This is a genomic window from Vibrio navarrensis, from assembly GCF_000764325.1.
GTDB classification, from domain to species: domain Bacteria; phylum Pseudomonadota; class Gammaproteobacteria; order Enterobacterales; family Vibrionaceae; genus Vibrio; species Vibrio navarrensis.
Genome location: NZ_JMCG01000001.1, coordinates 3101250 through 3127191, shown reverse-complemented (window position 1 = coordinate 3127191; position 25942 = coordinate 3101250). Strand labels below are relative to the sequence as shown.

At 48.0% G+C, this 25942-nt stretch carries 24 protein-coding genes and 3 pseudogenes; 12 read left to right on the top strand and 15 right to left on the bottom strand.

Annotated features, from left to right (window positions below; all coding sequences use genetic code 11):
• Positions 1 to 186: 186 nt before the first annotated feature.
• Positions 187 to 1173, top strand: a complete 987-nt coding sequence (locus tag EA26_RS13825; RefSeq protein WP_039428507.1) for a LacI family DNA-binding transcriptional regulator — start codon at positions 187 to 189, stop codon at positions 1171 to 1173.
• Positions 1174 to 1327: 154 nt separating this feature from the next.
• Complete coding sequence (locus tag EA26_RS13820; RefSeq protein ID WP_039428505.1) at positions 1328 to 2956, top strand: glycoside hydrolase family 32 protein; 1629 nt, start codon at positions 1328 to 1330, stop codon at positions 2954 to 2956.
• 53 nt (positions 2957 to 3009) lie between these two features.
• Here the strand turns inward: EA26_RS13820 and EA26_RS13815 are convergent, their stop codons facing one another.
• The 5 genes from EA26_RS13815 to EA26_RS20505 all read right to left on the bottom strand — a co-directional run bounded on the left by EA26_RS13815 (position 3010) and on the right by EA26_RS20505 (position 7757).
• Positions 3010 to 3774 carry an EAL domain-containing protein gene (locus EA26_RS13815; protein WP_039428503.1) on the bottom strand — a complete coding sequence of 255 codons (765 nt, stop codon included), beginning with the start codon at positions 3772 to 3774 and terminating at the stop codon, positions 3010 to 3012.
• A 387-nt stretch (positions 3775 to 4161) separates the two neighbouring features.
• Positions 4162 to 5082, bottom strand: coding sequence for a fructokinase (cscK, locus tag EA26_RS13810; RefSeq protein ID WP_039428501.1), 921 nt, complete (start codon positions 5080 to 5082; stop codon positions 4162 to 4164).
• A 102-nt stretch (positions 5083 to 5184) separates the two neighbouring features.
• On the bottom strand, positions 5185 to 5931 hold the full coding sequence (locus tag EA26_RS13805; RefSeq protein WP_052079770.1) for a substrate binding domain-containing protein: 747 nt from the start codon (positions 5929 to 5931) through the stop codon (positions 5185 to 5187).
• A 28-nt stretch (positions 5932 to 5959) separates the two neighbouring features.
• Positions 5960 to 7528 (bottom strand): IS1182 family transposase, encoded by a 1569-nt coding sequence (locus EA26_RS13800; protein WP_039422768.1) that lies wholly within the window; start codon positions 7526 to 7528, stop codon positions 5960 to 5962.
• Between the two features lie 58 nt (positions 7529 to 7586).
• Complete coding sequence (locus EA26_RS20505) at positions 7587 to 7757, bottom strand: helix-turn-helix domain-containing protein (RefSeq protein WP_081947077.1); 171 nt, start codon at positions 7755 to 7757, stop codon at positions 7587 to 7589.
• 123 nt (positions 7758 to 7880) lie between these two features.
• Between EA26_RS20505 and ygiD the strand changes: the two genes are divergently transcribed.
• Both ygiD and EA26_RS13790 read left to right on the top strand, forming a co-directional pair.
• Positions 7881 to 8705 carry a 4,5-DOPA-extradiol-dioxygenase gene (gene ygiD / locus EA26_RS13795; RefSeq protein ID WP_039428500.1) on the top strand — a complete coding sequence of 275 codons (825 nt, stop codon included), beginning with the start codon at positions 7881 to 7883 and terminating at the stop codon, positions 8703 to 8705.
• Positions 8706 to 8809: 104 nt separating this feature from the next.
• Entirely contained in the window at positions 8810 to 9223 is a 414-nt protein-coding gene (locus EA26_RS13790) for a PaaI family thioesterase (RefSeq protein ID WP_039428497.1), read from the top strand.
• Here EA26_RS13790 and EA26_RS13785 read toward each other — a convergent pair.
• On the bottom strand, positions 9220 to 9930 hold the full coding sequence (locus EA26_RS13785; RefSeq protein ID WP_039428495.1) for an AraC family transcriptional regulator: 711 nt from the start codon (positions 9928 to 9930) through the stop codon (positions 9220 to 9222). The two genes, EA26_RS13790 and EA26_RS13785, sit on opposite strands and share 4 nt — an antisense overlap.
• Before the next feature lie 354 nt (positions 9931 to 10284).
• Here EA26_RS13785 and EA26_RS22620 point away from each other — a divergent pair.
• Both EA26_RS22620 and EA26_RS22615 read left to right on the top strand, forming a co-directional pair.
• Positions 10285 to 11064: pseudogene (locus tag EA26_RS22620) on the top strand (PAS domain-containing protein); the annotation flags it as partial.
• 99 nt (positions 11065 to 11163) lie between these two features.
• Positions 11164 to 11601, top strand: coding sequence for a methyl-accepting chemotaxis protein (locus EA26_RS22615; protein WP_404976180.1), 438 nt, complete (start codon positions 11164 to 11166; stop codon positions 11599 to 11601).
• Between the two features lie 109 nt (positions 11602 to 11710).
• On the opposite strand, the gene EA26_RS13775 is transcribed toward EA26_RS22615, so the two are convergent.
• Positions 11711 to 12904 (bottom strand): type III PLP-dependent enzyme, encoded by a 1194-nt coding sequence (locus tag EA26_RS13775; RefSeq protein ID WP_039428490.1) that lies wholly within the window; start codon positions 12902 to 12904, stop codon positions 11711 to 11713.
• A gap of 378 nt (positions 12905 to 13282) precedes the next feature.
• On the opposite strand from EA26_RS13775, the gene EA26_RS13770 reads away from it, so the two are divergent.
• Entirely contained in the window at positions 13283 to 13888 is a 606-nt protein-coding gene (locus tag EA26_RS13770) for an HAD family hydrolase (protein ID WP_039428489.1), read from the top strand.
• An 8-nt stretch (positions 13889 to 13896) separates the two neighbouring features.
• Here EA26_RS13770 and EA26_RS13765 read toward each other — a convergent pair whose 3' ends face one another.
• Positions 13897 to 15075: a lytic polysaccharide monooxygenase gene (locus EA26_RS13765; RefSeq protein ID WP_039428486.1), complete on the bottom strand. Its 1179-nt coding sequence runs from the start codon at positions 15073 to 15075 to the stop codon at positions 13897 to 13899.
• A 328-nt stretch (positions 15076 to 15403) separates the two neighbouring features.
• Between EA26_RS13765 and pcp the strand changes: the two genes are divergently transcribed.
• Entirely contained in the window at positions 15404 to 15973 is a 570-nt protein-coding gene (gene pcp, locus EA26_RS13755; RefSeq protein ID WP_081947076.1) for a pyroglutamyl-peptidase I, read from the top strand.
• Positions 15974 to 15977: 4 nt separating this feature from the next.
• On the opposite strand, the gene EA26_RS13750 is transcribed toward pcp, so the two are convergent.
• The 5 genes and pseudogenes from EA26_RS13750 to EA26_RS13725 form a co-directional block, all read right to left on the bottom strand.
• Positions 15978 to 17105 carry an ISAs1 family transposase gene (locus EA26_RS13750; protein ID WP_039428481.1) on the bottom strand — a complete coding sequence of 376 codons (1128 nt, stop codon included), beginning with the start codon at positions 17103 to 17105 and terminating at the stop codon, positions 15978 to 15980.
• Between the two features lie 317 nt (positions 17106 to 17422).
• A pseudogene (locus EA26_RS13745) lies at positions 17423 to 18040 on the bottom strand (IS3-like element ISVpa4 family transposase); the annotation flags it as partial.
• Between the two features lie 26 nt (positions 18041 to 18066).
• Positions 18067 to 19200 carry a reverse transcriptase domain-containing protein gene (locus EA26_RS13740; protein ID WP_502620618.1) on the bottom strand — a complete coding sequence of 378 codons (1134 nt, stop codon included), beginning with the start codon at positions 19198 to 19200 and terminating at the stop codon, positions 18067 to 18069.
• Positions 19193 to 20727, bottom strand: a protein-coding gene (locus EA26_RS13735) for an IS3 family transposase (protein ID WP_404975831.1) whose coding sequence is annotated in 2 segments (ribosomal slippage) — positions 19193 to 20274 and positions 20274 to 20727 — 1536 coding nt in all. Because the reading frame shifts where the segments join, the coding sequence is not laid out codon by codon here. Before EA26_RS13735 ends, EA26_RS13740 begins: the two co-directional genes overlap by 8 nt.
• Positions 20728 to 20773: 46 nt before the next feature.
• Positions 20774 to 21196 carry a reverse transcriptase family protein gene (locus EA26_RS13725; RefSeq protein WP_052079766.1) on the bottom strand — a complete coding sequence of 141 codons (423 nt, stop codon included), beginning with the start codon at positions 21194 to 21196 and terminating at the stop codon, positions 20774 to 20776.
• 476 nt (positions 21197 to 21672) lie between these two features.
• Between EA26_RS13725 and tnpA the strand changes: the two genes are divergently transcribed.
• The 4 genes and pseudogenes from tnpA to EA26_RS13705 all read left to right on the top strand — a co-directional run bounded on the left by tnpA (position 21673) and on the right by EA26_RS13705 (position 24859).
• Complete coding sequence (tnpA, locus tag EA26_RS13720) at positions 21673 to 21993, top strand: IS66 family insertion sequence element accessory protein TnpA (protein WP_039423672.1); 321 nt, start codon at positions 21673 to 21675, stop codon at positions 21991 to 21993.
• The gene (gene tnpB, locus EA26_RS13715; protein WP_039423669.1) at positions 21990 to 22343 is read left to right on the top strand and encodes an IS66 family insertion sequence element accessory protein TnpB; all 354 of its coding nucleotides are present in this window, start codon (positions 21990 to 21992) and stop codon (positions 22341 to 22343) included. Before tnpA ends, tnpB begins: the two co-directional genes overlap by 4 nt.
• A gap of 59 nt (positions 22344 to 22402) precedes the next feature.
• Positions 22403 to 23638: pseudogene (gene tnpC / locus EA26_RS13710) on the top strand (IS66 family transposase); the annotation flags it as partial.
• Positions 23639 to 23731: 93 nt separating this feature from the next.
• Positions 23732 to 24859: an ISAs1 family transposase gene (locus tag EA26_RS13705; protein WP_039426512.1), complete on the top strand. Its 1128-nt coding sequence runs from the start codon at positions 23732 to 23734 to the stop codon at positions 24857 to 24859.
• Positions 24860 to 24863: 4 nt separating this feature from the next.
• Here EA26_RS13705 and EA26_RS13700 read toward each other — a convergent pair whose 3' ends face one another.
• Both EA26_RS13700 and EA26_RS13695 read right to left on the bottom strand, forming a co-directional pair.
• Complete coding sequence (locus EA26_RS13700; protein ID WP_152593693.1) at positions 24864 to 25313, bottom strand: radical SAM protein; 450 nt, start codon at positions 25311 to 25313, stop codon at positions 24864 to 24866.
• Positions 25314 to 25377: 64 nt separating this feature from the next.
• A complete protein-coding gene (locus EA26_RS13695) occupies positions 25378 to 25830 on the bottom strand; it encodes a hypothetical protein (RefSeq protein ID WP_039428474.1) in 453 nt (150 codons plus the stop codon).
• Between the last annotated feature and the right edge of the window lie 112 nt (positions 25831 to 25942).

The window sequence follows — 25942 nt, the reverse complement described above, 5'->3', positions numbered from 1 at the left end:
ACGTTTGCAAAATGAATTCTTGTCAATAAATCGCCATTGGTCAAAACATGCGGGTAAAATCTGTGAGTGGGATCGGTAAATTCAACGCAGAGGATCCGTAAAACAAGGGTAGAATCACGTTAAAAGCGGGTTGAGATCGACCAGTTCTGCAATCAATCCCAAATAAAATGTGAAATAGGATGCTTTATGGCAAGTTTGCATGACGTCGCCAAAATGGCTGGCGTGTCCAAATCGACGGTTTCTCGGGTGATCAACGACGAGTACGGTGTAAAAGAATCAACAAAAATCAAAGTGTTACAAGCTGTTGCCGAATGTGGTTACGTCGTCAATCAAGTCGCCAAAGATTTAAAATCGCAAAAGACCAACTTGATTGGGGTGATTGTACCGCGCGTCTCTTCCCATGCGACGGCGCAAGGTGTGGATGGCCTCACCGCCATTTTTGAACAAGCAGGCAAACACGTTCTGCTGGCCAATACACATCAAGTTCATGAAAAAGAACTTGAATATATTCAGATATTTAACCAGAAGCGTGTCGAAGGCATTGTCTTTTACGCTACCCATTTAGACGCACCGCTGGTCAAAGCGATCCAACAATCCGCCGTGCCCGTGGTACTGGTTGGGCAAGATGGCTCCATGCACAATATTCCCAGCGTGGTTCACGATGATATGCGTGTCGGCTTTGAGGCCGGTAATCGCTTAGTCCAAGCGGGCTGCTCACAGATCGGCTTTATTGGTGTACAAAGGGATGACATCGCCGTGGATGTGCTGCGCTCACAGGGGTTAGAGCAATCTTTGGCGTTTCATCAACAAGCGCTTTTGTTCCATGTTCGCAGCGATTTCTCTATTGAGTCGGGCTACCGTTTAGCAAAAGAACAGCTTAAAGCGCATCCTAAACTCGACGGCCTGTTTTGCGCCACCGACCGTTTGGCTGTGGGGGCGGTGAAAGCCTTGCAAGAAGAGGGCGTTCGGGTTGGCGAGCAGATCAAAGTGCTGGGCGTGGGGAACGATGAACTCGCTTACGTCAGTACACCCTCACTTTCAACATTCAACTATGCCTTTGATAAAGCGGGAGAAAATGCCGCAAAAATGCTACTTGAACGCATCGCGGGGCGCGGTCAGGAGATGAGTAAAGTGGTGCTTACCTTCCAAAATATCAGCCGCGAAACTTGCTGAGCTCCCCTCTCAGTTTTTTCTCTTTTGTGCCGGGTTTCTGTGCCCGGCCTCACACTCACTACACTCTGCTCTCCTCTTTTGCCAGAAAGACTTGCCTAAATCTGCTTTGTTTTATATTTTTGAGAACGTTCCCGAATTTATTATTAGGTAAGTTATGTCACTAGAAAAGCTTATCGAACTCGCCGGCGGGCTCGATAATATCCAACGAATTTTGGCGCCGAAGGGGCAAGTGACGGTTGCCGTGATCGACGCAAAGCGCGTTACACAGCCCGACGCTGTCTGCGCCGAGTCTGTACTCGGAGAATGGCAACTGTCGATGGCGCGCGATGCCAGCATCAGCGATGAGGATCTTGCAAAGGTGGGTTTGGCTATCGCTGCTCGCCAGCGCCAACAAGCCTCGCAGTATCTGCAACCCACCGCTTGCCCGTATCGCCCACAATGGCACATTTCACCGCCGCAAGGCTTACTCAACGATCCGAATGGCTTTGTCTACCATCAAGGCGAATATCACCTTTTCTATCAATGGTACCCTTTTGCCTGCGAGCACAAAGACAAATACTGGGTACACCTGAAAAGCGCGGATCTCGTCCACTGGGCTTGGCAGTCCATCGCCCTTACCCCTTCAGATTGGTTCGATAGTCACGGGGTATTTTCTGGTCATGCCGTCAGTGATGGCGACGATTTGTGGCTGTTCTACACTGGCAACACACGCCTTGGCCATGATCGTGACAGACAAACCATGCAGTGTGCGGCCCACCTTAGTGCAAATGGCGCTTTTGAAAAAATGGGGCCAGTGATCCGCACGTTGCCGCCGGGTGTCACCGAGCATATTCGCGACCCCAAAGTGGTGTTCAAACAAGGGCGTTGGCACATGTTGCTTGGCGCGCAGACGCAAGATTTGCAAGGCAGGCTAGCGGTATACCACAGTGAGGATCTGCATGAGTGGCAGTTCGATAAGCTCTACGGCGATGAACTCGCGCCATATGGCTATATGTGGGAATGTCCGGATTGGTTTGAGATCGATGGTGAGCAGTTTGTCGTGTTCGGCCCCCAAGGCATCACCTCTGATAACCCACACCACACCATAGTGCACCAAAACCGCATCTTTCGCGTTGAGCAGGATGAGCAAGGCGGATTCCATTTTCTGCAGGGTTGGGAACTGGATGCTGGCTTTGATTTTTATGCCCCGCAAAGCCTACAAACCGCCGATGGTCGCCGCGTAATGTGCGGCTGGATGGGGCTGCCCGACGAAATTGATCACCCAAGTTGTGATAACGGCTGGATCCACCAATTCACCGCGTTGCGTGAACTTCGTTGGCAAAAAGGTCAAATTATCCAGCAACCAACGGCCGAACTGGACGCTCTGCGCGGCGAAACGCAACCACTGGCATTAAGCGCACAGCCAATCACGCTTGGCAGCAAAAGTTTTGAGCTGCAAGTGACTCTGCCTTGGGGCAGCGAACTGCACTTAATGCACGATGAGCAGCATCGCGTGGTGCTAGCTTTAGATGCACAACAGCGAGTGCTGCGTTTTGATCGCAGCGCCACCGAGATTCGCCAAGGTGATACCATTCGCGAACTCGCGCTCACGTCCGACAAAGTGAAACTGCACATTCTGGCCGATAACTCTTCGCTGGAAATCTTCATCAATGACGGAGAAAAAGTGATGACAGGGCGCATCTTTACTCCGCCAAACGCAACACAAATCTCGCTCTACCATACCGAGGCGCAGGCGAATTTTACCCCGCTAAATACTATGTCATGGTCATTTGCACCACGCTAAAACGAAAAACCACCGTATGCCACGGTGGTTTTTCTTGTAGCCTATGGTGTTATTTAGTCAATAAAATTCACGCTCGGTAAACTCTCAAAGCCGGGCTTGGCAAAAAAATAACCTTGCATCAACGCCACCCCTGCCTCTTTTAGCCAACGGTATTCGCCCTCGCTCTCTATTCCTTCCGCGAGCGGGGTAATATTGAGATCGCGAAACATCGACAAACAGTGCGTGACAATGGATTGGCGCGTTGTATCGCGGTCAATATCACGAATCAAACCCATGTCCAGTTTGACAATGTTGGTTTGAAAATCCGCCAGCAGACTCAAACCAGAATAACCCGAGCCAAAATCGTCGACCGCGGTTTTAAAGCCCAACGATTGGTAATAGGAGACGATGCGTTCAACGTGCTGGCTGTCTTCGATTTTCTCCACTTCGGTAAACTCAAACATGATGTTTTCAGTCGGGAAATCATACTTTTTCGCCGCTTCCAGCGTGGTGCGAATGCAGCGCTCAGGTTGGTAAACCGCATTGGGAAGAAAGTTGATGCTCAGCATAGACTGGATGCCTAGCTTCGCCGCCAACGAAATGGCTTTGACGCGGCACAACTGATCAAACAGATAACGATTTTCGTCGGTAATACGAGAAATGATAGAAAAAGCAGGTTCGTTATTCAGCCCTCTAACCAAAGCTTCATAACCAAAGACGCTTTGCGTGTGGCAGTTAATAATGGGTTGAAACGCCATCGAAAAATCGAAACCCAGCTGATTTTTATCAGCACAATTTCGGCAGGTTATTCGCTCACCTTGCATCAATTCTTCTGCCATATCCTAGCCTTATTAGAGATTTACTCTAAAGACTAGCTGGCTATTGAGTTGAACGCAACTAGGCAAGCTGGCAGTTTACGCGTGGGAAAAGTGGCAAACGCTCCCCGATAAACCAATTCGCAATATGACAAGTTGCAGTATCTTTCGCTAACACGCTGTTGTGTGCTCTTTTCAACATCACGGCCAACCTAAGTAGCTAGCAAGCATGCCGGCGTTATCTTGTGTAGCTAGACTATACTGCAATATCAGGGAACGATCCCGAAATAAAATAGAAAACTTTAATCTGATTCACGATCTGAATTGGTTTTGTGATCTAGGCAGACAAAAAAAACGACAACAGAAAAAAGGCGAGCTCTAGGCTCGCCCACAACAAATTCTCTCGTACCATCAAGCAAGAAAGGCCATAAGCGCCGCTTGATTGGGCAGTGCCGTCATCGCCCCTTTCTGCGTCGTAGCAAGCGCACCACAGCCGTGCGCCCAAGTAATAGCCTGAGTGATGGCCTCAGCCGAGCGCCAATCTTGCGCGGCAGACAGCTGGTAGAGTAAGCCGCCGACAAACGCATCGCCCGCTCCGGTCGTATCAATCGGCGTCACCACTTTTCCGCTCACCAACGTCTGCGTTTTGCCCGCCACCACTAAAGCCCCCTTGGCACCTTGCGTGATCACCACCAGCGGCAGTACATAGCTTTCCAATACAGCCAAACCTTCTTCAATCGAGGCCGTTTGGGTGAGCAGCATCAGTTCTTCTTCGGAGAACTTCACCACATCCGCCAGCGCAACCGCACGCATAACCACCTCGATCAGCTCCTGTGGTTGCGCCCAAACTTCTTCGCGCAAGTTTGGGTCAAAACTGACAAAACCGCCTGCCTGTTTCATCCGCGCGATCGCTTCAAAGGTGCTGCTACGGCTGGGCTCGTTGGCCAAGGCAATCGAGCAAACGTGCAGCCACTCGCGCGATTTAAACCCCGGGATGTCAGTGGGTTGGAGAAATTGATCCGCGCTTGGCTTGACCATAAAAGTAAAGCTACGCTCACCGCTATCATCCAAATCGACCACCACCGTTGAGGTGCGCTTTTCGCTATCTAGAGTTAAATGCTGGCAGTCCACCGCTTCATCGCTAAGTGTTTGCTGCATAAACCGCCCAAAGGGATCGTTCCCGACCCGGCCGAAAAATGCGCTATCTCCACCTAGGCGAGCAACTGCCACCGCAACATTGGCGGGCGCGCCACCCGGACATTTAAGGTAGTGCGCTTCACCATCGGGGATCAAATCCACCACCGCATCACCCGTTACCCATACTCTGCTCATCTCAATTCTCCAAACATGATTTTCTTCAGTGTAAGAAGATTTACAGCACCACTCAAGCTTTTGGCGATTAGTTTCGGTAACGTTCCCTAAAAATTTTAACCTTCATCTCACTTGCTGAAAATCATCAACGGCAAAATCAATCAAAGCGCGTACTTTTCTCGGCACAACATTCCCCGCGAGGTACACCACGCTAATGGGGTGGGTTTTCATCGTATAATTGCCAAGCAGCTCAACCAGCCGACCTTGGTGCAGCGCCTCGTACAATACAAAATCTGGGCACAACGCAATTCCGCGTCCATCCATCGCCCAATCTCTGGCGATGCGCGCGCTGTTCACTAGCAAATGGCGTTGCGGCGTAAAGGTGATCGGGGTTTCACCACGATAAAACGTCCACTTGCTGTAATCGCGTCGATTGGTATCGACGATGCACAAATGCGATCTCAGATCATCCGGCACCAACGGCGTGCCGTAATTCGCCAAGTAGTGGGGTGAAGCAACCAAACAGCTGTTAATTTCACCCAATTTGCGCGCTTTGAGTGTGTTCACCTCCGGCTCTCCGATGCGAAAAGCGAGGTCAAAACCATCGGCCGCCAGATCAACGTATGAATCGGTTAGGCGCAAATCAACACAAATTCCCGGATGCAACGCCGTAAAACGGCTGATAAGACCCGTGATGTAAATCTCGCCAAAGGTGACGGGCGCAGAAATTCGCAGTTGCCCGGTTAACCCCTGTGACGCTTCAGACACGCTTCCGAGCAGATCGTCCAGCTCGTCGAGCAGGGCCGGAGCGCGCGCCAATAACTCCTGCCCGATTGGCGTTAAGCCCACTTTGCGCGTGGTGCGTTGCAACAGCCTAGAGCACCATATAGTTTAAATTTTAAGCAGCCAAACTCATCGCTATATGCAGGTTGGTAATAGCTGCCGTTCTGTTTAAATCATATTCATTTAGCCGCAAGCCTCGGTACCTTGCTCTAGGACCTTTGCGGTTGCAGATTGATGCTAGAGAGTGCTCTACTTTGACCCGCTCTCTAGCATCAGCCCGACCTTGAGACGTACTTACGTACTTCTGAAGCTTTTGCAGCATCGCTTCCTGCTCGTGTATTTTAATTTTTCGACCTTTCTCTGATGTCGTACAATCTGCTTTTTTCGGACAAGCGTTGCATTCCGTTGATTTAAAACGGGCTTGCGTTACTTTTCCAGACTTTATCATGGCAACTTTCCCTGCTGGGCACATGACACTGCCTTCAACCAAGTCAATTTGGAAGGCGTTTTTACTCAGTGCGCTCTTGGATGGCGGTGTCCATGGTTTTGCAACAACCTCTTTTCCTGCTTCGTACAGCTCCGTTGTCCAGTGAGCAGCTAAATAACCCCTATCTATTTGAATTTGTTTAACTTCACCGTAAGCATTGACTTTGGGTTTTAAGTACTCCGACGCCTTGTGCTCCGGTTCATTGGCAGGACGGACACAGGTCGCTAATATCAGCTTGTTGTCTAAGTCGACAGCAATATGTTGCTTAAACCCGCTAATCGTCCTTGAGCTTGATTTTCGTCCATGGCGCATGGTTGAGTCTGAGATAGAGATTTGCCTATCCGGCACCGAACCCTCTTTTACTTTAGGCCCATTTCCGTCCGGGTCGGGGTCTATATTCTGTTCCAAAACTTTTGCAAGTAAAGCGAGGCTCTCTTCCAGCCCTTTATGCTTAATAAAGGCGGAGGGTTGTTTTTCTAACCACTGCTTCAGAGCGTCAACATCATTTTGCAAGGTTTCAACGGCTTGATGCTTCTCGTTTTTATCTGACCAATCAATGTCTAACGCCGCTTTGACACTGCTTTTTCCTACCAGTTTTAGACCACATTCTTCGATGAGTTCTTCTTCTGAGATCATCTTTATTTGTGCAGCACAATTGACGACTAATTCAAGAGCATGTCCCACTAAATTGAACGTATCTTCAACTCGACCAGCGCCCTGTAGTGGCGCTGAGTCTAGGGCCACTCTGAGCTGAACATGACTAAAACCTCCAACTTCACGAGCGACATTTACAGTATGTTCAAGTAAAACTACATCCATATCGTGCGCAATTAAACGATGACGAAAATCACATAAGGTGCCTTGTGAAAATGGCGATTCCTCGCTCCCTAGACAGTCCAGTACCATTTGCCAACGTTGGTCAAACATCGCTTCTAATGTCGCTCCGGCATCCGATTTTTGCTCGTATGCTTGGAGAATCGTTGCCATAGCTAAAAGAGCGGCCGGAACAGCAGGCTTTCCTCTTGGGTGGTCAGCATACATCGACATAAGCTTATGATTAATCTCTTCATTAATGATGAGATGACGATTGGTGCGTAAGAACACAAACAGTTTTCCGGTCTGTTTTAACTTTTTGCAAATAAACTGCTCTTTTTTGGAAAGAGCAGTTGGTGGTTCCCAGTTTCTAGAATTAGACATAATCAATCAGTTGATAAGTTAATAATACTGTGTATTTGATCATGTTTTGAGTCTAAAGTCACTGTGTGTTTTTTAAACTGATCGGTGCTCTAGCCCCCATGCGCTCTTCCAACTGAGCGACATATTTTGAGGTGATGCGATTGGAAACCCCCAAACGCTCTGCCGCCTCAGTAAATGAGCCCGTTTGCGCCGTTGCCACAAACGCTTTTAGTCCATCAATTAAGTCCATTTTTTCACGCCAATTAAGAACATTTCGAGGATTGTTATTCTACATAATCGCCATTGCGTGGAAAAGCAGCGAGGCTGATACTCTCTGCATCGACAACAAAAGCATGACCGCATAGGAAAGAGTATGAGCCTTGCATCTTCACTAGAAAAACTCAAACACAGCCTGAAACATTCACCGAGGATGCCACTCGTCTTCCTCGGGCATGGTTCGCCAATGAATGTGATAGAAGATAACCCTTTTAGCCGCAGTTGGGCGGAGCTTGGCCGGTCGCTGCCTCGGCCACAAGCCATTTTGGTCATTTCAGCGCACTGGATGACACGCGGCACCACATTGGTTGATGTGTCTGCCAAGCCTCGCACCATTCATGATTTCTACGGCTTTCCTGACGAGCTGTACGCCAAGCAATATCCGGCCAATGGGCATCCGCAACTGGCGGGTGAAGTGGCAACATTGCTCTCGCCGTATCAGGTAGAAACCGATGATACTTGGGGTCTGGATCATGGCGCTTGGGCACTCTTAGATGCCTTGTTCCCTGCCGCCGATGTGCCAGTGTTCCAGCTTTCTGTCGACATCACTCAAACGATGGACTGGCATTTGCGTATCGGTCAGACCTTGTCTGAACTGCGTGATCGCGGTGTGCTTATCCTCGGTTCAGGTAACATTGTGCACAATCTGCGTGCGCTGCGTTTTGACGGGAAAGCGCACGACTGGGCACTTGAGTTCGATCGCTTTGTTGCGGATAGACTGAATGAGCGCAATTTTGCCGCGCTCGCCGATGTGAGTTCGATGGGACAATTGATGAACATGGCCAATCCGACACTGGAACATTACGCACCAGCATTGACTATCGCGGGCGCTTCCAGCAGCAAAGATGAGCTATTCTTTGCGACCGAAACCATCGACCTCGGCTCTATCGCCATGCGCTCGTTTGTGTTTCACGGCGGGTAAAGCGCGCACTTCTGCCACTGGCTGCAAACAATGATTGCAGCCAGTATCTTCCGTTGTTATTGGCATATGCTATTAACTCAATTTGCCTAACCACCGGGATCACCATGAATCACGCCCTCACCCTGCACAAAGGCTGTGCTGTCTGTGCCAGCGAACAACAAAACCCATACAGCCTTGGAGTGGAATACCAATTGAGTGAAGAAAATCTCATCTTTGCGCAGTTTACTCCGCAGGTTCGTCATATGGGCTATCAAGGTCTGCTCCATGGTGGTATCGCCAGTGCCTTGCTCGATGGCGCAATGACGCACTGTTTGCTGTTGCAAAATATCCCAGCGCTGACCGCAAGGCTCGACGTTCGCTACCATGAACCGATTGCAATTGGCGAACAGGTGATGATTTTCGCCCGTTGCGATACGCAGAAACGGGGCATATATCAGCTTTCTGCCGAGCTGTGTGTACAGGGAAAGGTTCACGTGAGGGCAAGCGGCAAATTTATTGTGCCAAAGCCGCAAAACTAGCGAGCACACTCGCGGGGAGATAGGCCAAAGTGGAGCGAAAAACGGCGGCTGAAGGCGGAAAGATCGCTGTAGCCAACCTGCTGCGCAATCAATTGAACGGGCAAATCTGTATGGGTGAGCAGCGCTTTGGCTTTTTCCATCCGTCGCTCAGTGACGTACTGCAAAACACTGCAAGAAAGGTTTTGTTTAAAACGCTTTTTAAACTGAGTTGGGCTTAAACAGGCCACAGCCGCAAGCCGATCAATCGAGAGCGGTTGATCGAGGTTTTCCGCAATATGTCGCTGCACCGCCCGTATTCTCGGCTCGATCTGTTTGCTGCCGTTTTGCTGCTGCAAAAGCAGGTTAAAAACGCTGAGTATCGAGCTTTCAATGCCGCTATCCACCTGAAACTCAAGCTGCTTTTCGATGAAATTTAAAAAGCTTAACATAGGCGGCGTAAGCTGAAACACCAACCATTCTTGCTCAGTCAGCGAAGCTGGCAGCTCACTTAAGTCAGCGACAATGAACCTCGCTAGCTCATCGGCTTTAAACGCATGCGATGTACCAGAGGCAATCACCACGCACTCCCCGACGCTCACCTTACCGCGAAAACTGGCCATTTCGATATCAATACTGCCCCGCACGGGCAGCACCAACTGGTGATAGTCATCGTGTGCATGGCTTTGCAGTTGCTTGGTGTAGGCACGAATACTCAGGCTGTCTTTCATCAACGTCGGCTCAGGCAAAAGAGAATGGGCAGTATAACTAGCCAAGCCATGCTCGCCTAGCGACAAGGGCTAAGCGTCATCGCTGACCGAAGAGACATCGTGAGCTCGTCACTCGACTTCACACTATGGGCGTTTTTTCTTTCAGCTCATTCGCATTGAGCTTTACCGCTCATTTTGCCGAAAGGGAAAACTCCCTCTAGTTCAATATGATAGAAACTGCCGCATAACTTATTGATACTTATTTTTTTAACATGTTGTTTAAATTAACTTGGTGAAATAAGGTACATCACAATGTAAGCAATTGTGATAAAAGCTATAATCCTTAATACTGTCCTCCGCCCAAGGTAAACCGACATGTTTTTTAATAAATCTCTACAAAGAGAAAACCAAGAACTAAAAGAAAGATTGTATTCGCTTGAACAGATAAATGAGAGCCTCAACAATGACATGCTACGTATGACGCTTGATCCGCAAGGGAAAGTCATTGACATCAACGCAAATTTTGAGCAAGAACTGGGCATTAAACTCGCTAATATCTCTGGCAAACACCTCACTAACCTCGTTCCCAAACATGCTAGAGCTACCCCACATTATACGCGGATGAAAAGTGCCATTGAGAAGCGTGAACATTGGAATGGTGCCTTGCAAATAGAGAAAGGTAATCACCAAGAAGCCTGGCTCAGAGCAATTGTTCAACCTGTGATAAATATTAAAGGTAAAGTTCAAAGCTTCATCGTTTTTGCCACTGAGCTAACCCGTACCATCAGTAAATCTCGCGAGCACGAAGATTTGCTCAAAGCGCTCAATCGCTCTACCGCAGTAATTGAATTTAACCTTGATGGCACAATTATTCGCGCCAATGAGAATTTCTTGCGCAGTATGGGATTTAGCAACAATGAACAAATCGCCGGGAAACATCACCGCATTTTTTGTCATAGCGAGGAAGTCAACTCTCCCGCCTACGCGGCGTTTTGGAAAAAACTGGCATCTGGTCAATTCGTCTCTGATCGCTTTAAACGAATAGATAATTATGGGCGTACTGTCTGGCTCGAAGCCTCCTACAACCCGATACACAATGAGCTGGGTGAACTCTATAAGGTGGTCAAATTTGCTACGGTGATCACCGATCAAGTCAATCAGGAGAGCGCTGCCGCCGAAGCCGCGCAGTTTGCTTACAGCATCTCTGATGAGACCGGAAAACAGACATCGCAAGGCCAAGAAGTGGTCAGAAGCATGATCAACAAGATGGACAGCCTAGTACAGCAGATGCAACGCGCGAGCCGCGATATCGAAGCGCTCAACGAACATTCGCAGAAGATCGATGCACTAGTAGGCGATATTAGCGCCATCGCCGACCAAACCAACTTGCTGGCACTAAACGCAGCGATTGAAGCGGCACGAGCGGGCGAACAGGGCCGGGGATTTGCCGTGGTGGCGGACGAAGTACGCAAACTGGCATCGAGAACCAACCAAACCACCAAAGAGATAGCCGATGTGGTGTCAGAAAATTTACAAAGAACCACCAAAGCGGTTGAACTTATCGCGGACTGCCAAGTGCAGGCTGGTGACACGTTGCAATTATCCAATCAAGCTGGGCAATTGATGGAAGAGATCAAATCTGGCGCGGAGCAAGTCATCGAATCGGTCAGTCAGTTCAACCAAAAGCTCTAAGCCGATCACAAGCGAAAGTGCCACTAGAATTCACCACTTGTGGCCCAAAAGCAAAACGCCCACAGCAATGCGAGCGTTTTTTTGTTTTTGCGGTCGTCAGGCTGGGTTATCAGCCAATCAAACGTTCGCTGTTTTCCACTTGTTCATTAAGCGCGATGGTCTGCGCACGTTTGAAAAAGTTAAAGTCTGTGGCCGTCGCGCTGGTGTACGCGCCCATGGTACGGCCAATCACCAAATCGCCGTTTTCCAGTTTTGGCAGCATGATGTTTTCCGCAATCACGTCCACACTGTCACAAGTTGGGCCAGACAACACGCTTGGCAATAGCTCACCGCCTTGTTTGATGGTCACCAATGGGTATTTGGCATCATCGAACATCAAACCACTGAACGAACCGTAGATACCGTCGTCTAGGTAATACCAGATCTGTCCTTCACGCTCGGCTTGCCCCATCACCGAAGCAACGCTAGTTACCGCTGGCGCGCAGATAAAGCGTCCGGGTTCAGCCAGCACATGCACCGTATCAGGCAGTGCATTTAACGCTTGGTTAATCGGCGCACAAAACTCATCAATCGGCATCACTTGCTGAGTGTAGTTGACTGGGAAACCGCCCCCGATATCGAGCGTGCTCAGTGCTGGTAGGCCCATTTCCACCACTTGCTGCATCACACGATGGCAGGTGTGGATTGCTTCTACATATTTATGCGGATTGGTGGTTTGTGAACCAACATGGAACGACAAGCCTTTAATGCGGATATTCCACGCTTGAGCGGTTTCAATAATGGTCAGTGCTTGCTCTGGTGAACAGCCGAATTTTTTCGACAAATCAGCAAACGCTTCTGAGTTGCGAAAGCTCAAACGCACCAACAATTCCACCTCTTCGCTGTACACTTTGAACTTCGCCAGCTCATTGAGGTTGTCGACCACAAACACATTACAGCCATACGCCAGCGCATCGCGGATATCCGCATCACGTTTGATCGGATGGGTGTGGATGGTCAGCTCGGCCGGTACGCTTTCTTGCGCAACGAGGTCGACTTCTCCGCTGGTTGCCAGATCAAAACTGGCGCCTTCCGCCAACAGCGTTCTGACCACAACTGGGTGTGGCAGTGGCTTGAGCGCGTAGTGTAACGTCACGCCGGGTAAGGCATTTTTCAGTGCACGGTACTGCTGACGAATAATATCGCAATCAAGCAGCAACAGCGGCGCGCCAAATTGTTCAACGGAAGATTCGATCAGCGCGATGTCGTCATTGGACAGCGCAGGAGAAGAGATAGATTGAAAACCAAATGCAGAATGAGCCATTGTAAACCTCCAAGTCTGTTGGGCACTTTTCATGTGAGTCGTGATGAAAAGTGGAGCGTCAATAAGAGCGCGCGGGCGCCGTCAAAGTCACTCTTGGATAGTTGCTCTATCGCCTTGCCACAAAACAGAATGTGATGTACTCGGATTGGCTATCATCAAGAAGCAGGGGGATAATAAGGTCATCGTTTACTCAGCACAATAAAAAATGTCCCGCCTAAGGAAAAGATTTTTTATGGTAAAGACCACGATTATTTATAACTATATTTTGCATATCTATTTAACAAATCCTAATGCAATTGCATTTTCCCTTTTGGCTCGGCCTCTTTGCGCTGATGAGGTACACTTGGCGCTTAAAGCAAAAGATAACAAGGCGTTGTGATGAATCTGGCTCTGTTTGACTTCGACGGCACACTCACCAACGAAGATATGTTTTCACTCTTTCTCAACCATTCCGCCTCAGGCACGCGTAAGTGGGTTGGCCGAGTGGTGATCGCGCCGTTTTATCTGCTGTATAAAATCAATCTGTTGCCAAGTCATCTTATGCGCCCCATCGCCAGTTGGATCGCGTTTAAAGGCCGCCGAGAAGCGACGCTGCAATTAATAGGAGCGCAGTTTGCCCGTGAGGTTATTCCACGTTACCTACGGCCGGAGGCAATGGCGAAACTGGCTTGGCATCAACAGCGCGGCGATCAGATCATCTTGGTCTCCGCGTCGCTCGATCTCTATCTGCGCCATTGGTGCGACGCGCAAGGCATTGAGCTATTGTGCAGTGAAATGGCGGTCAGCCGCGGTCGGTATACGGGCAAATATCAACAAGGCGATTGCAGCAGAGAACAGAAAGTACTGCGGGTAAAGCTGCACTGTCGATTAAGCGACTACAGCAAGATTTATGCTTATGGCGACACCGAAGAGGATAGGCCGATGCTCAATTTGGCCGATGAAGCGTTTATGAATTGGCAGCGCGTGCACACTGCCAATCGTTAGTCGCGAGACTATTTCCAAACGCCCCACTCTCCGGTTGTACCCGGCTCTTCACCTTTGGTCCACCATTTGGCCGTCCATTCGCGTCCGTTGTGGCTCACTACATCGCCCGCCTGATAAACTTTGTCTTTATTCCAAAGGTTATTTGGCTCGGTCGGCGGTGTGATATCGCCTTTGACCAGCGACAGCGCGTAACTGAAATTGGCGCTTGGCGCATGGACTTGGTTGGCAAACAAGTTGCGCGTATCGAACATATAGTGGTTCATCTCCTGATGCCAGATACCGATGTACCAATCTTTATGCTGCTGACCATTGAACTGCCCTGCCAGCTCTGCCGCCCAAGTGCTGGTGTTGTTGACGCTGATCGGTAAAGAGAGATCCACCAACTCTGCGCCAGACGCATCAAAGGTTCGAAAACGCACCGTATCTCCCGATTCCACCGTAAAGCCTTGCGGAACAAAGTAGCCCAGCACGCTCAGGTTGTTACCCGGCTCAGTCGGTGGATCCGTCGGGTCGGTTGGAGGCGTGGTTCCTCCGTCTTTGAACGTGATGTCGCTACAGTTGTAGAAGCCTTCGCCACCGGCATCAACACGCTGCCAGCGAGTGTAGAGAATGGCATCACCGCTGCGCCCCGCTGGAAAGCTGACCTTAATGCGATAGCGTTTTTGCTCATCCACCGCCACATCGCCAGCGCTATCAATCAGCTCGAGATCATCCCACGTCAGTGGCAAAGAAGGATCGTAGCTTGGCTTGGTGAGATAAAATTCCCAGTAAGAGGGGTTATGCGGCACCACGCCAGCAAACACTAAATCCAACTGATTGTTGGCATCCAAAGAGACATTAGTTCTTTGCCAATGAGGTGAAGGCAGATTCAAACCCGCTTTTGCCGCATCGCCCGCCGAGCACAGCTCGCCATTGGCCACAATCGCTTTTACATGGGTCATATCACGATAGTTAGGCACATTGGCAGAGACTTCATTGCGCTGCACAAATGGATACGCGCCAGAAACATCATACGCCGCCTGACACGCCTGATTGGGGATTTCATTTGTCCAGAAACCGCCATCTTCATAACAGATATTTTGTCTCGCATTGGGGTATTCGACCCAGCCATGGGCACTGACATTGAATGCGCTGAGCGCGGCGATAACACTCGCCCCCAAGGCAGACAGAGTAATTGTGTTTTTCATCCTGATCCCTTTTGATTCTCAAAACGTTACGTATTGAAAACCTATCCCGCTTGGTGAGGATAGGTGCTTGTAAAGCTAGCAGGATGTGCGTGGCATGCCGCGCTCAAAATGGGATTCAGTGGGACTTTTTGCCCGGTTTGCTAGCTGCTTTCCAGCCTGTTTGTAGCACGCCAAAGCGCTCGACAAACATTTTCGAGTCACTTCAAACCATGCTGGTAATTGGCGATGAAATCGGATTGGCGACGGAGCCAAAATCAGGCATAGTGACTTGCAAGCATAGTGGCTTGGCTATTTAGCGTAGTTCATTGTTATTTTGGGAGATTTTAACATGCGCACCGTTCTGGTAACTGGCTTTGAACCCTTTGGTGGAGAGTCCATCAACCCCTCTCTTGAAGCGGTAAAAAAGCTGAGTGACAGCCCTTGGCAGCAAGTACGCGTGGTCAGTTGCAGCGTTCCTGTGGTGCGTTATCAGGCGGCGCAAGTGGTTATTGAGGCGATTGAACACCATCAGCCAGATGTGGTGATTATGCTTGGTCAAGCTGCAGGCCGACACGCCATTACTCCTGAGCGTATCGCGATCAATCTGGATGATTTTCGTATCGCTGACAATGCGGGCAATCAGCCAGTAGACCAAGCGATTGACGCAGCAGGCCCTGCGGCCTATTTTTCAACTCTGCCAGTCAAAGCCATCACAAAAACGCTGCAAGACGCCGGTATTCCTTGCCAGATCTCACATTCGGCCGGAACGTATGTCTGCAATCACCTCTTTTACAGCGTGCAGCGCCATCTCGAACAGCGTGCGATTCGCAGTGGCTTTGTGCACATTCCGCTGCTCACTCAACAAGCGGTTTTGGGCCAGCAACCCAGTATGAGTTTGGAGACCAGGGCGTCCGCATGAATGGTTAGAATTTAGTCATTGACTTAAATCCAGCGACTAAGACTTGCTCCAAGAAGCCGGGGTTCATCATGCAACGTTTCTGCTTCATTGGCACACTAATTTTGCTTGGCTCAGCTCTTAGCATGTTAAGCGCCATGTGTCTTAAACCTGCCAAATTTTCAGCCGCGTTTTGTCGGTAAATCTGACAAGCGTCTTCTCGCATGCTCACATCTAAAATCCAGTGCATTGACTCTATGCCCCAGTGGGCTCGAATGGCATTTCCTGCCTGCTCCGCGGTCAGGTCTGCTGAACTTATGTAGTAGCGGTACTCCAACTTTGGCGCTTTACCTTTGGCTACTCGGTAATTTTCAACCATGACAATACTGGCGAGTCCGCTCCACGTTGAGAAGTCACCCTCTAACTCACTAGCCTTGAGTACATGGCAAGTACGTGCTTCAACGCGGCCTTTTTGTTTCTCGATTTGATAGGTGGTTTTGTCAATCGGGGCACGGCGGTGTGGGGCGAAGGCTGTCTGTATGGCTGCCGACAACTTGCCTTGATTCCCCTTTACTGCCAACAAGTAATCACCGCCCTTGCTAGTGATCGCCTTGGCAATCTTGGTCTGGCAGGCCATCGCATCAATCGTCACGATAGCTCCGCGCAAGTCGAGCATCTTAATAAGCTCTGGAATCGCGGTAATTTCATTGCTCTTATTGTTGGTTTTGAGTTGGCCCAATACCAGTTGGTTGGCACTTGCATAGGCGCTCACCATATGGATGGTGCTTTTCCTGTCGTCTCTATCGTAGGAGCCGCGCAAAGTCTTGCCATCAATGGCAATCACCTCACCAAACGTCATGGTATGTACCGCATTCATCCAACCCAGGAAGCAGTCGCGAAACTCGGCAGGATCAATATTTGCAATCAAACGAGCAAAGGTATCGTTGACAGGCACACCGTTTTCAAACAGTCCCTGTTTAAGAAACCACTCATGGTGGCCAAGAACATATTCACGAATGTCAGTCCAGCCTTGACCTCCGGCTATCACGGCACAGATAGACCCAAACAAAATATCAAACAGAGGATAATCAACTTTTGCACTTTGCCGTTTGTCACGGATGATACTGAAATGCGCTTTGATGGTATTAATATTCATGGTCGCTCCCCAAAAGAAGAGCATAAGATCACAGACCGTGCTTCAGGTCAAATTTAACCTTGCGTTGTACAAGAAATGTTCATGATCTTGCCCTGGTTTGGAGACATTGGTACATGGCTTGGAAATTATGATACTGACCTGCCTTGAAACAGAACAAGACACCAAACACACTGGCGGAACGGTGTGCTAACACCGTTCTAACCATGATAAAGATAGCTTATTGCTTCTTACTATTTATAAGTCTATCCAAAGGCGTATTCAGAAGTGGACCCCGCTGGTTGGACACATAAGCTCATTTGTTAAGTGGTTGACCCAGCTCATGCTGCGTATCTTTGCCTACCGAAGTAGGCCTCATCAGGAGTGAGGTTATTCAGTCCTTGATGGTTACGCTCTTCATTATAAAACACCATGTAGTTGCCGATTTCAAGCTCGGCTTCACGGGGCGTGGTATAAGCCTTTAAGTAAACCTCCTCATATTTCAGGCTTCGCCATAATCGCTCAATGAAAACATTGTCAACCCAGCGGCCTTTCCCGTCCATGCTTATACGTATGTCATGTTCAATTAACTTCTGTGTGAACTCTGTGCTGGTAAACTGGCTGCCTTGATCTGAGTTAAAGATATCAGGTGGCCCATAATGCTTCAGCGCTTCCTCAAGCGCTTCGATACAAAAACTCGTGTCCATGGTGTTGGATAGTCGCCAAGCCAGCACTTTGCGGCTATACCAGTCGATAATCGCAACGAGGTACAGGAACCCCTTCGCCATCGGGATGTACGTGATATCAATCGCCCAAGCTTGGTTTGGGTAAGTGACTTCGATATCACGCAACAGGTAGGGATACACCTTGTGTGCTTTGTTAGCCAGCGTCGTTTTGGGCTTGGGATAAATCGCCCCAATCCCCATATCGCGCATGAGTCGAACAACACGCTTACGATGGTCGCGGTAGGAATAGCGGTCACCCGCTACCCCCCGCACAGATCCGTACGTGCGCTACTAACGCATACGGCTCCTACCTTGGGTCTAACGTCAAATCGCTGCTCAGGATAAGGGTGGACAATTCTTGCTTTGGGGATCCAGTAATCAACTAATTTCCTAAAACGTGACCATGTCATTTTATGACGCTGGCTACGCCTTCGCAGTTGCTTTAGCCATGCATTAGTGATCTCTGTAATAAACAGATTTAGGGAGCTACCATTCATTGGGACACCATAATAGTTGATGTGCCCTCGAATAATCTGATTCAGCCACTTTCCAACCTTCCACGGCGGTAAGTGAAGCCTTTTCTTTAGCTCCTGTCTGACCCATTTTATCTTACTGATAAGTCGCTTTTTGATTGTCTTCCGCTTGATCATTATGGCCTTTTGGCTCTTAGTCAGGTCACAGTAATGTGTGAATCCAAGGAAATCAAAGGTTCCTGGTCTTTGAACTTTCCCTCTTTTAAAGTCTTCAAAAGCGAATCGTCCAAAATGTATCAACTTGGTTTTGTCCGGATGAACGGATAAGCCAAATTGAGAGAGGCGTCTTTTCAACCCCTCTAAACACGCATTTGCATCATTTTTATGCTGAAAACCGATAACAGCATCGTCAGCGTACCTAACCATGATGACATCGCCAGTTGCACTTCGATGCCGTTCTCGGTTCAGCCAAAGATCAAAAGTATAATGAAGATAAACATTTGCCAACAATGGTGAGATCACCGATCCTTGAGGAGTCCCGAGGAGCGATTTAACTCGCTGGTTATGTTCATCAACGTACCCTACTTTTAACCATTTGGTAATAATTTTGAGCAATGGTTTATCTGCGACTCTGTGCTCTAAGAACTGGATCAACCAATCATGTTCTACAGTATCAAAGAACTTGGTTATATCTAAATCAAGCACCCAGTTTATCTTTCTCCGGTTGAGAGCAACATACAGTGCATCAAGAGCTTGATGCTGATTCCGCTCTGGTCGAAAACCATATGAAAAGCCCATAAAGTCGCTCTCATAGATCGATTCTAGAACTTTACTGACTGCTTGTTGAACAATTTTGTCCCTAATGCATAGGATACGGTGTTTTTCAAGATAGTTGCCATCATTTGCTTGCTTATTAAGCAGCTTCTCTTTCTGGATTTAGGTGGACTTCACCAACTGGTTCACAGTTCCTGATATCACCAGGCCAGCGCTCAGGTTTTCGCTGTTTTGCTGCGAGCAATACCTCAGCTCGGCGCTTCAAGATCTCTTCATCTTTTCCATTATGACGCTCTGAAGGCGTGACATAATTTAGCTTACTGTGTTTGTGCTCGGTGTTGTACCAGCGCACGAAGGCTTCAACCCAACGTCGACTGCTGTCGAGACTTTCAAAGCCCTTTGTCGGCCAGTTTGGCATGTACTTTACCGTGCGGAACAACGATTCTACATACGGATTATCATCACTGACTCTTGGACGGCTATACGATGAGGTAATGCCTAACTCATCCATCTTCGCTTTGAACGTCAGCGACTTCATAGGCGCACCGTTATCTGAGTGAAGAACCAGCGGTTGACTGAAGCACTGCTCTCGCATCAACGTCCGCTGCAGGAGTTGTGAGGCTAACTCGCCGCACTCACGTTCATACACCTCATAACCCACGATTTTTCGGCTGTAGATGTCCTCAATGACGTACAGATAATAGTGCTGGCCTCGAACCTTTGAAGGCAAGTAAGTGATATCCCATGTGTAGACTTGATTCGAGCCTGTCGCCGTATAACTCGTTGGCTTCGCTTGTGTTTGTCTACTCCTCTGACGGCCTCGATGATGAAGTTGCCCTTGTGCACTCAGTACCCGATAATAGCTCGACTCTGAGGCGATATACTCACCTTTATCAAGCAGTGTCGGTACGATTTGAGTTGGAGGTAAGCTCGCGAACTCTGGGCGGTTACACACCTCGATAATGGCATCACGCTCTTGCTGAGAGAGCTTGTTAGCTGGCTCAGGTCTGGCACAGGTCGGTCTTTTATCCGCTTGAACCTCTCCTTGCCGATACCATCGACGATACGTTCTCAGGTCAATTTGAACCTCATAACAAGCTCGCTCTAAGCGGCAACCACTTTGCTTGGCATCGTGGATAAGAGCAATCAGGTGCTGCCTTTCATCGGTTGAGGTTAGTCGTCCTCTGGCTCTTCCCCGTAAAAGGCTATGAGCTTTTTTCGTAGAACCAACAGGGCAGCCGTTTCAGCGAGCGCCTTTTCTTTGTGGCGTAACTCCTTCCTAAGCTCTTTGATTTCAAGCTTATCCGCTTTGGCCTGCTTCTTTGCTTGTGCTTCCCGCTCTTTACTCGACATGAAGCCTTGCATACATTCGCTGCGCCAGCGTTGGACTTGCTCTGGAAACAGACCTTTTTCACGACAATATTGGCTGAGTTCATTCTCGGTCATCGAGTAAGTCTCGGCGACGATGGCGAGTTTAGTTTGAGCAGACCACTGCTCTGATGAAGTGTTGCTGTTTGGCACTGCGGCTCCTGAACGTCTGAGTTGCTGTCGCCAATGATACAGGGTTGCAGTGCTAATGCCTTCCTCTTTTGAAAGTTCGCTCACTGACATTGAGTATGGAGGCAGCAGCTTCTTCAATATGGCTTCTTTTCTTTCTGTTGGAATACGAGACACAATTCACTCTTACCGCCCTAGACTGGTTAAATTTTAACAGTGACAACTATCCTGCCAGAGGGGGGATATTCAGCGGTCGCTGACTACCGTCTTGTTTAGGGATATAAATTCTTCTGGCAGGTTTTGGCTTATATCGTCCTGATTGAATATCTTCACATAGCTGCTTGATGAGCTGTTTTGAGAATAATTGATATTTATCCCATGTTACCCCATCGATCCCTGCGGCAGAATCACGCTTGAGAGTGTAAAAGCACTCCATGAGCAATTCTTCCGTTATAAGATGAAGAAGGTTGTTAAACTTCAGTGTCTTATTTTGAGCTGCGAGTTTGCGTATGGCCACCAACTTTGACATCACGGGGATCCAGCTCTGTGTCTGGCCGTGGTTAGACTGTTGACCATTCCCCTTGGTCAGGATACTTCCCTCCGCAGACTCCGCGTCTGTTTTACGAGTTTTGTTCGTCTGTTTCATCAGTACTATTATCCTGTCCGACTTCCTATACCATATTTATCTTGCCTGAGAGGGTTCAATAATTATGCCCGGTTGATACTTACCGGGACTGTATAGGATCTCCTAGGTTCCGGCGTATAAATTTCTCTGTATGCATAAGGTCTCCGACCCCGGGAAGTGTGCCCAAGAACTCACCAAATTACGCTCTTGTCACTATTGGATTCTGCTTCGCTTAACAACATCTCCACTTCCAAACTGAATTTCGTGGCTCAATACTTAGCCTACAGATGCCTCTACTAACACTTCACTAATGCAGTTACCCACACTCAGCGCATAGCTCGAGGACCCAGCGGATGGTTAGTCCTTACTGAGATGGGACTTCCACCCATTATTTATTCGCCAGCTTTGCCTAGCGTTCTAAGCGCATCATAAACCCCGCATTCTAATCGTCTAGCCCGAATAATAAGATCAAACCTCCAACCCAAAGGAGATTTGAAATGGCCAAACGACGCACTAACCAAGAATGGCGAACCCTGTTCGAACACTATGAATCCAGCCAGTTATCACAACGATTATTCTGTGAACGTAACGGACTGAGTCTCTCCACTTTTTACGCTAAGCGCCAACAGTTAAAGCACTGCGAAAAACCGAACACGGTTGGCTTTGTTAAAACAGAAGTCGTTGAAAAGACCACAAAGTATCAAGCCACTCACGTTGCCGTTGCCAATATGACCCTGCTCGTCAATGATGTTGAACTGAGCATCCCACAAGGCACGCCAGCGACCTATCTCGCAGAGCTTATCGGTGCGCTGTCATGAAACGTATGCTCAGTGCTCCCGAAATCTATCTCTATCGCGAAAGCGTCGATTTTAGAAAGTCCATCAACGGCCTCGCGGCGATTATCGAAAGTGACACCGACTTACCCTTGGGCAGTGGTGCGCTGTTCCTATTCACCAACAAACAGCGCGATAAAGTCAAAGTGTTGTACTGGGATAAAACAGGCTTCGCTCTTTGGTACAAGCGCCTCGAAAAAGCCAAGTACAAGTGGCCTTCCAAAGAGCAAAATGAGGTGTTTACCCTAACTCAATTCGAGCTTGATAGACTGCTTTCTGGCTTCACGATTATCGGCCATAAACCCATTGAAATAAACGATTTTACAATGACTTAAGCGATAATAAACTCTTATCCACCAAGCGTTAACGTCATGATTTTAGTATAATCAACGCCATGAAAAAGACGCTAAATATCAACCCAGAAAGCCAAGATGTTGCCGAGCTACAAGCGATGGTGAAAGTGCTGATGTCGGAGAAAAATGAGTGGCAACAAGAGCGTCAATCCCTACTTGAACAGCTCAAGCTTGCCTTCGACCGTCAGTTCGCTAAACGCTCAGAGGCGTTAAAGCCTTACAATGAATCCCAAGGTGACCTCTTCAACGAAGCGGAGTGTGAAGCTGCTAAGGAAGAAGAGGTTGATGTTGTCACAACGACCACCACAATGAAGAAACGCGGTAAACGTCAGCCCCTGCCAAAGAGCTTGCCTCGTGAGGTTATCGAACTTGATTTAGACGACGATGAAAAGCAGTGCACTTGCTGCCAACATCACCTGCATAAAATCGGTGAAGACCGTAGCGAGAAACTTGAGTTCACGCCAGCGGTACTCAAAGTGTTGGAATATGTTCGTCCTAAATATGCTTGCCGCCAATGCGAGCAAACTCAGGACAACAGCCGCATCGTTCAAAAGCCAGCGCCGCAAAGTATTATCCCTAAAAGCTTCGCTACAGAAAGCTTGTTGGCCAATATCATCCTCGGCAAATACCAATACGCGATGCCACTTTATCGACAAGAGTCGTTGTTTACCCAGTCGGGTATCGAACTCTCGCGCACCACCATGGCAAGGTGGATTATCCAAGTCAGTGAGAAGTTCGCTCCACTTTATGCGGCCTTGAAAGCGCACCTACTTGAGCAAATGGTGATTCAGGCGGATGAAACGCCGCTCAATGTCCTCAAAGAAGATAAACAGTGTTACATGTGGCTCTACTGCTCGGGCGCGGACTCGCCAGATGCCGCACTGCCCAATGTAAAAAATATCGTCTTGTATGACTATCAAAACAGTCGCGCGAGGTCGTGCCCTGTTGCCTTCTTGGGCGACTATGATGGGTATCTGCAAACCGATGGCTATGGTGTTTATGATGGGCTTCATCGAGTCACCAATGTCGGTTGCTTTGCGCATGCTCGGCGCAAGTTCATGGACGCGAAAAAGCTTCAAGGCAAAGGTAAGTCAGGCAAAGCGGATAAAGCGCTGGCCAAAATCCAGAAACTCTATGGGATAGAATCCCGCTTAAAAGGTGCCAGTGCCGAAAAACGGAAAGCAGAGCGCCAAGAGCATGCTAAGCCGATACTGGATGAGCTTTATGAATGGATGACAACTCAGAAAGTGCTTGAGTCTAGCCCGCTGGGTAAAGCAGGGCAAGATCATGAACATTTCTTGTACAACGCAAGGTTAAATTTGACCTGAAGCACGGTCTGTGATCTTATGCTCTTCTTTTGGGGAGCGACCATGAATATTAATACCATCAAAGCGCATTTCAGTATCATCCGTGACAAACGGCAAAGTGCAAAAGTTGATTATCCTCTGTTTGATATTTTGTTTGGGTCTATCTGTGCCGTGATAGCCGGAGGTCAAGGCTGGACTGACATTCGTGAATATGTTCTTGGCCACCATGAGTGGTTTCTTAAACAGGGACTGTTTGAAAACGGTGTGCCTGTCGACGATACCTTTGCTCGTTTGATTGCAAATATTGATCCTGCCGAGTTTCGCGACTGCTTCCTGGGTTGGATGAATGCGGTACATACCATGACGTTTGGTGAGGTGGTTGCCATTGATGGCAAGACTTTGCGCGGCTCCTACGATAGAGACGACAGGAAAAGCACCATCCATATGGTGAGCGCCTATGCAAGTGCCAACCAACTGGTATTGGGCCAACTCAAAACTGACGATAAGAGCAATGAAATTACCGCGATTCCAGAGCTTATTAAGATGCTCGACTTGCGAGGAGCTATCGTGACGATTGATGCGATGGCCTGCCAGACCAAGATTGCCAAGGCGATCACTAGCAAGGGCGGTGATTACTTGTTGGCAGTAAAGGGGAATCAAGGCAAGTTGTCGGCAGCCATACAGACAGCCTTCGCCCCACACCGCCGTGCCCCGATTGACAAAACCACCTATCAAATCGAGAAACAAAAAGGCCGCGTTGAAGCACGTACTTGCCATGTACTCAAGGCTAGTGAGTTAGAGGGTGACTTCTCAACGTGGAGCGGACTCGCCAGTATTGTCATGGTTGAAAATTACCGAGTTGCCAAAGGTAAAGCGCCAAAGCTGGAGTACCGCTACTACATAAGTTCAGCAGACCTGACCGCGGAGCAGGCAGGAAATGCCATTCGAGCCCACTGGGGCATAGAGTCAATGCACTGGATTTTAGATGTGAGCATGCGAGAAGATGCTTGTCAGATTTACCGACAAAACGCGGCTGAAAATTTGGCAGGTTTAAGACACATGGCGCTTAACATGCTAAGAGCTGAGCCAAGCAAAATTAGTGTGCCAATGAAGCAGAAACGTTGCATGATGAACCCCGGCTTCTTGGAGCAAGTCTTAGTCGCTGGATTTAAGTCAATGACTAAATTCTAACCACTCATGCGGACGCCCTGGTTCGAGAAGCCTCTAGAACTTTAGATACCTCAATAAAATGAGATTCACTTTTGATGTCTTCAATATGATAACTAAGACTCACTCCAGATAAGTACTTGGTATTTTCTTCCCACCAAGAAATTCTTTTTGAGCCATTTGAAACGATCGTGACTAAACCATTATTTTGGTGTATGGTTTTTATTACAGAGTGAAAACTCCGGTAGAGACTTACCTCACCTCCGCCAAATTCAACATATAGTATTTTGTTTTTTTTCTTGGATATTACTATTAATTTTTCCAAAAAATAGAGCACTTTACCTTCATTCGGTTCTTTTATATTACCAGAGTTCAGATCCTCATGACAGTATCTACAGCTATAATTGCATTGGTTTGTTAATGCCCAATTAACATATAATTTATCAGTGCGGGGAATTAATAGTTTAATATTCTTCATAATATAGTGCCAAATCTTAAAAGTGTTGTAAATATTGAACATGTCTATATTGGTTATAATGATTTTATGTATATTTCATGCTTAAGATGAATACATAAAGGTTGTGAAGAGAGTGGGGGATGAGCATAGAAATTACTGCAATAAATATGCTATAATTTCTATAATGAAAATATAATCTACTATAAAGATAAAATGCGGAAAATGTTATTATAAAAAAACCAACCTGATATAATCCATATAGCATAGTAGAATGAAGTCCACCCCATAGTAAACCTATAAATATACTGGTTATTTTTCCCCCAAAGAAATTTGCCAAAACTAATATAACCATAAAAGAGATGAGACTTTCTAATGCTGGAGCAAGAAAAACAAACTTAAAAAATGGTAGTTTAGTTACAGTGACATTCTGACTATCTACTTCAACAATACCATTTATAATAAATTGAACAAACATTGTAAAAAGAATAGTAAATAATGAAACCATAACTATTCTATAAAAAAAAACCAATTTATTCATTCCATCATCTCAATACAAGTCTAACTCAGGGTTAACGCATGAGTGTTTTTGCTCAATTTTGACTTAAACATCGAGAAAAATGCACTCGGCGCAATTTAAAGCCTCCACACTA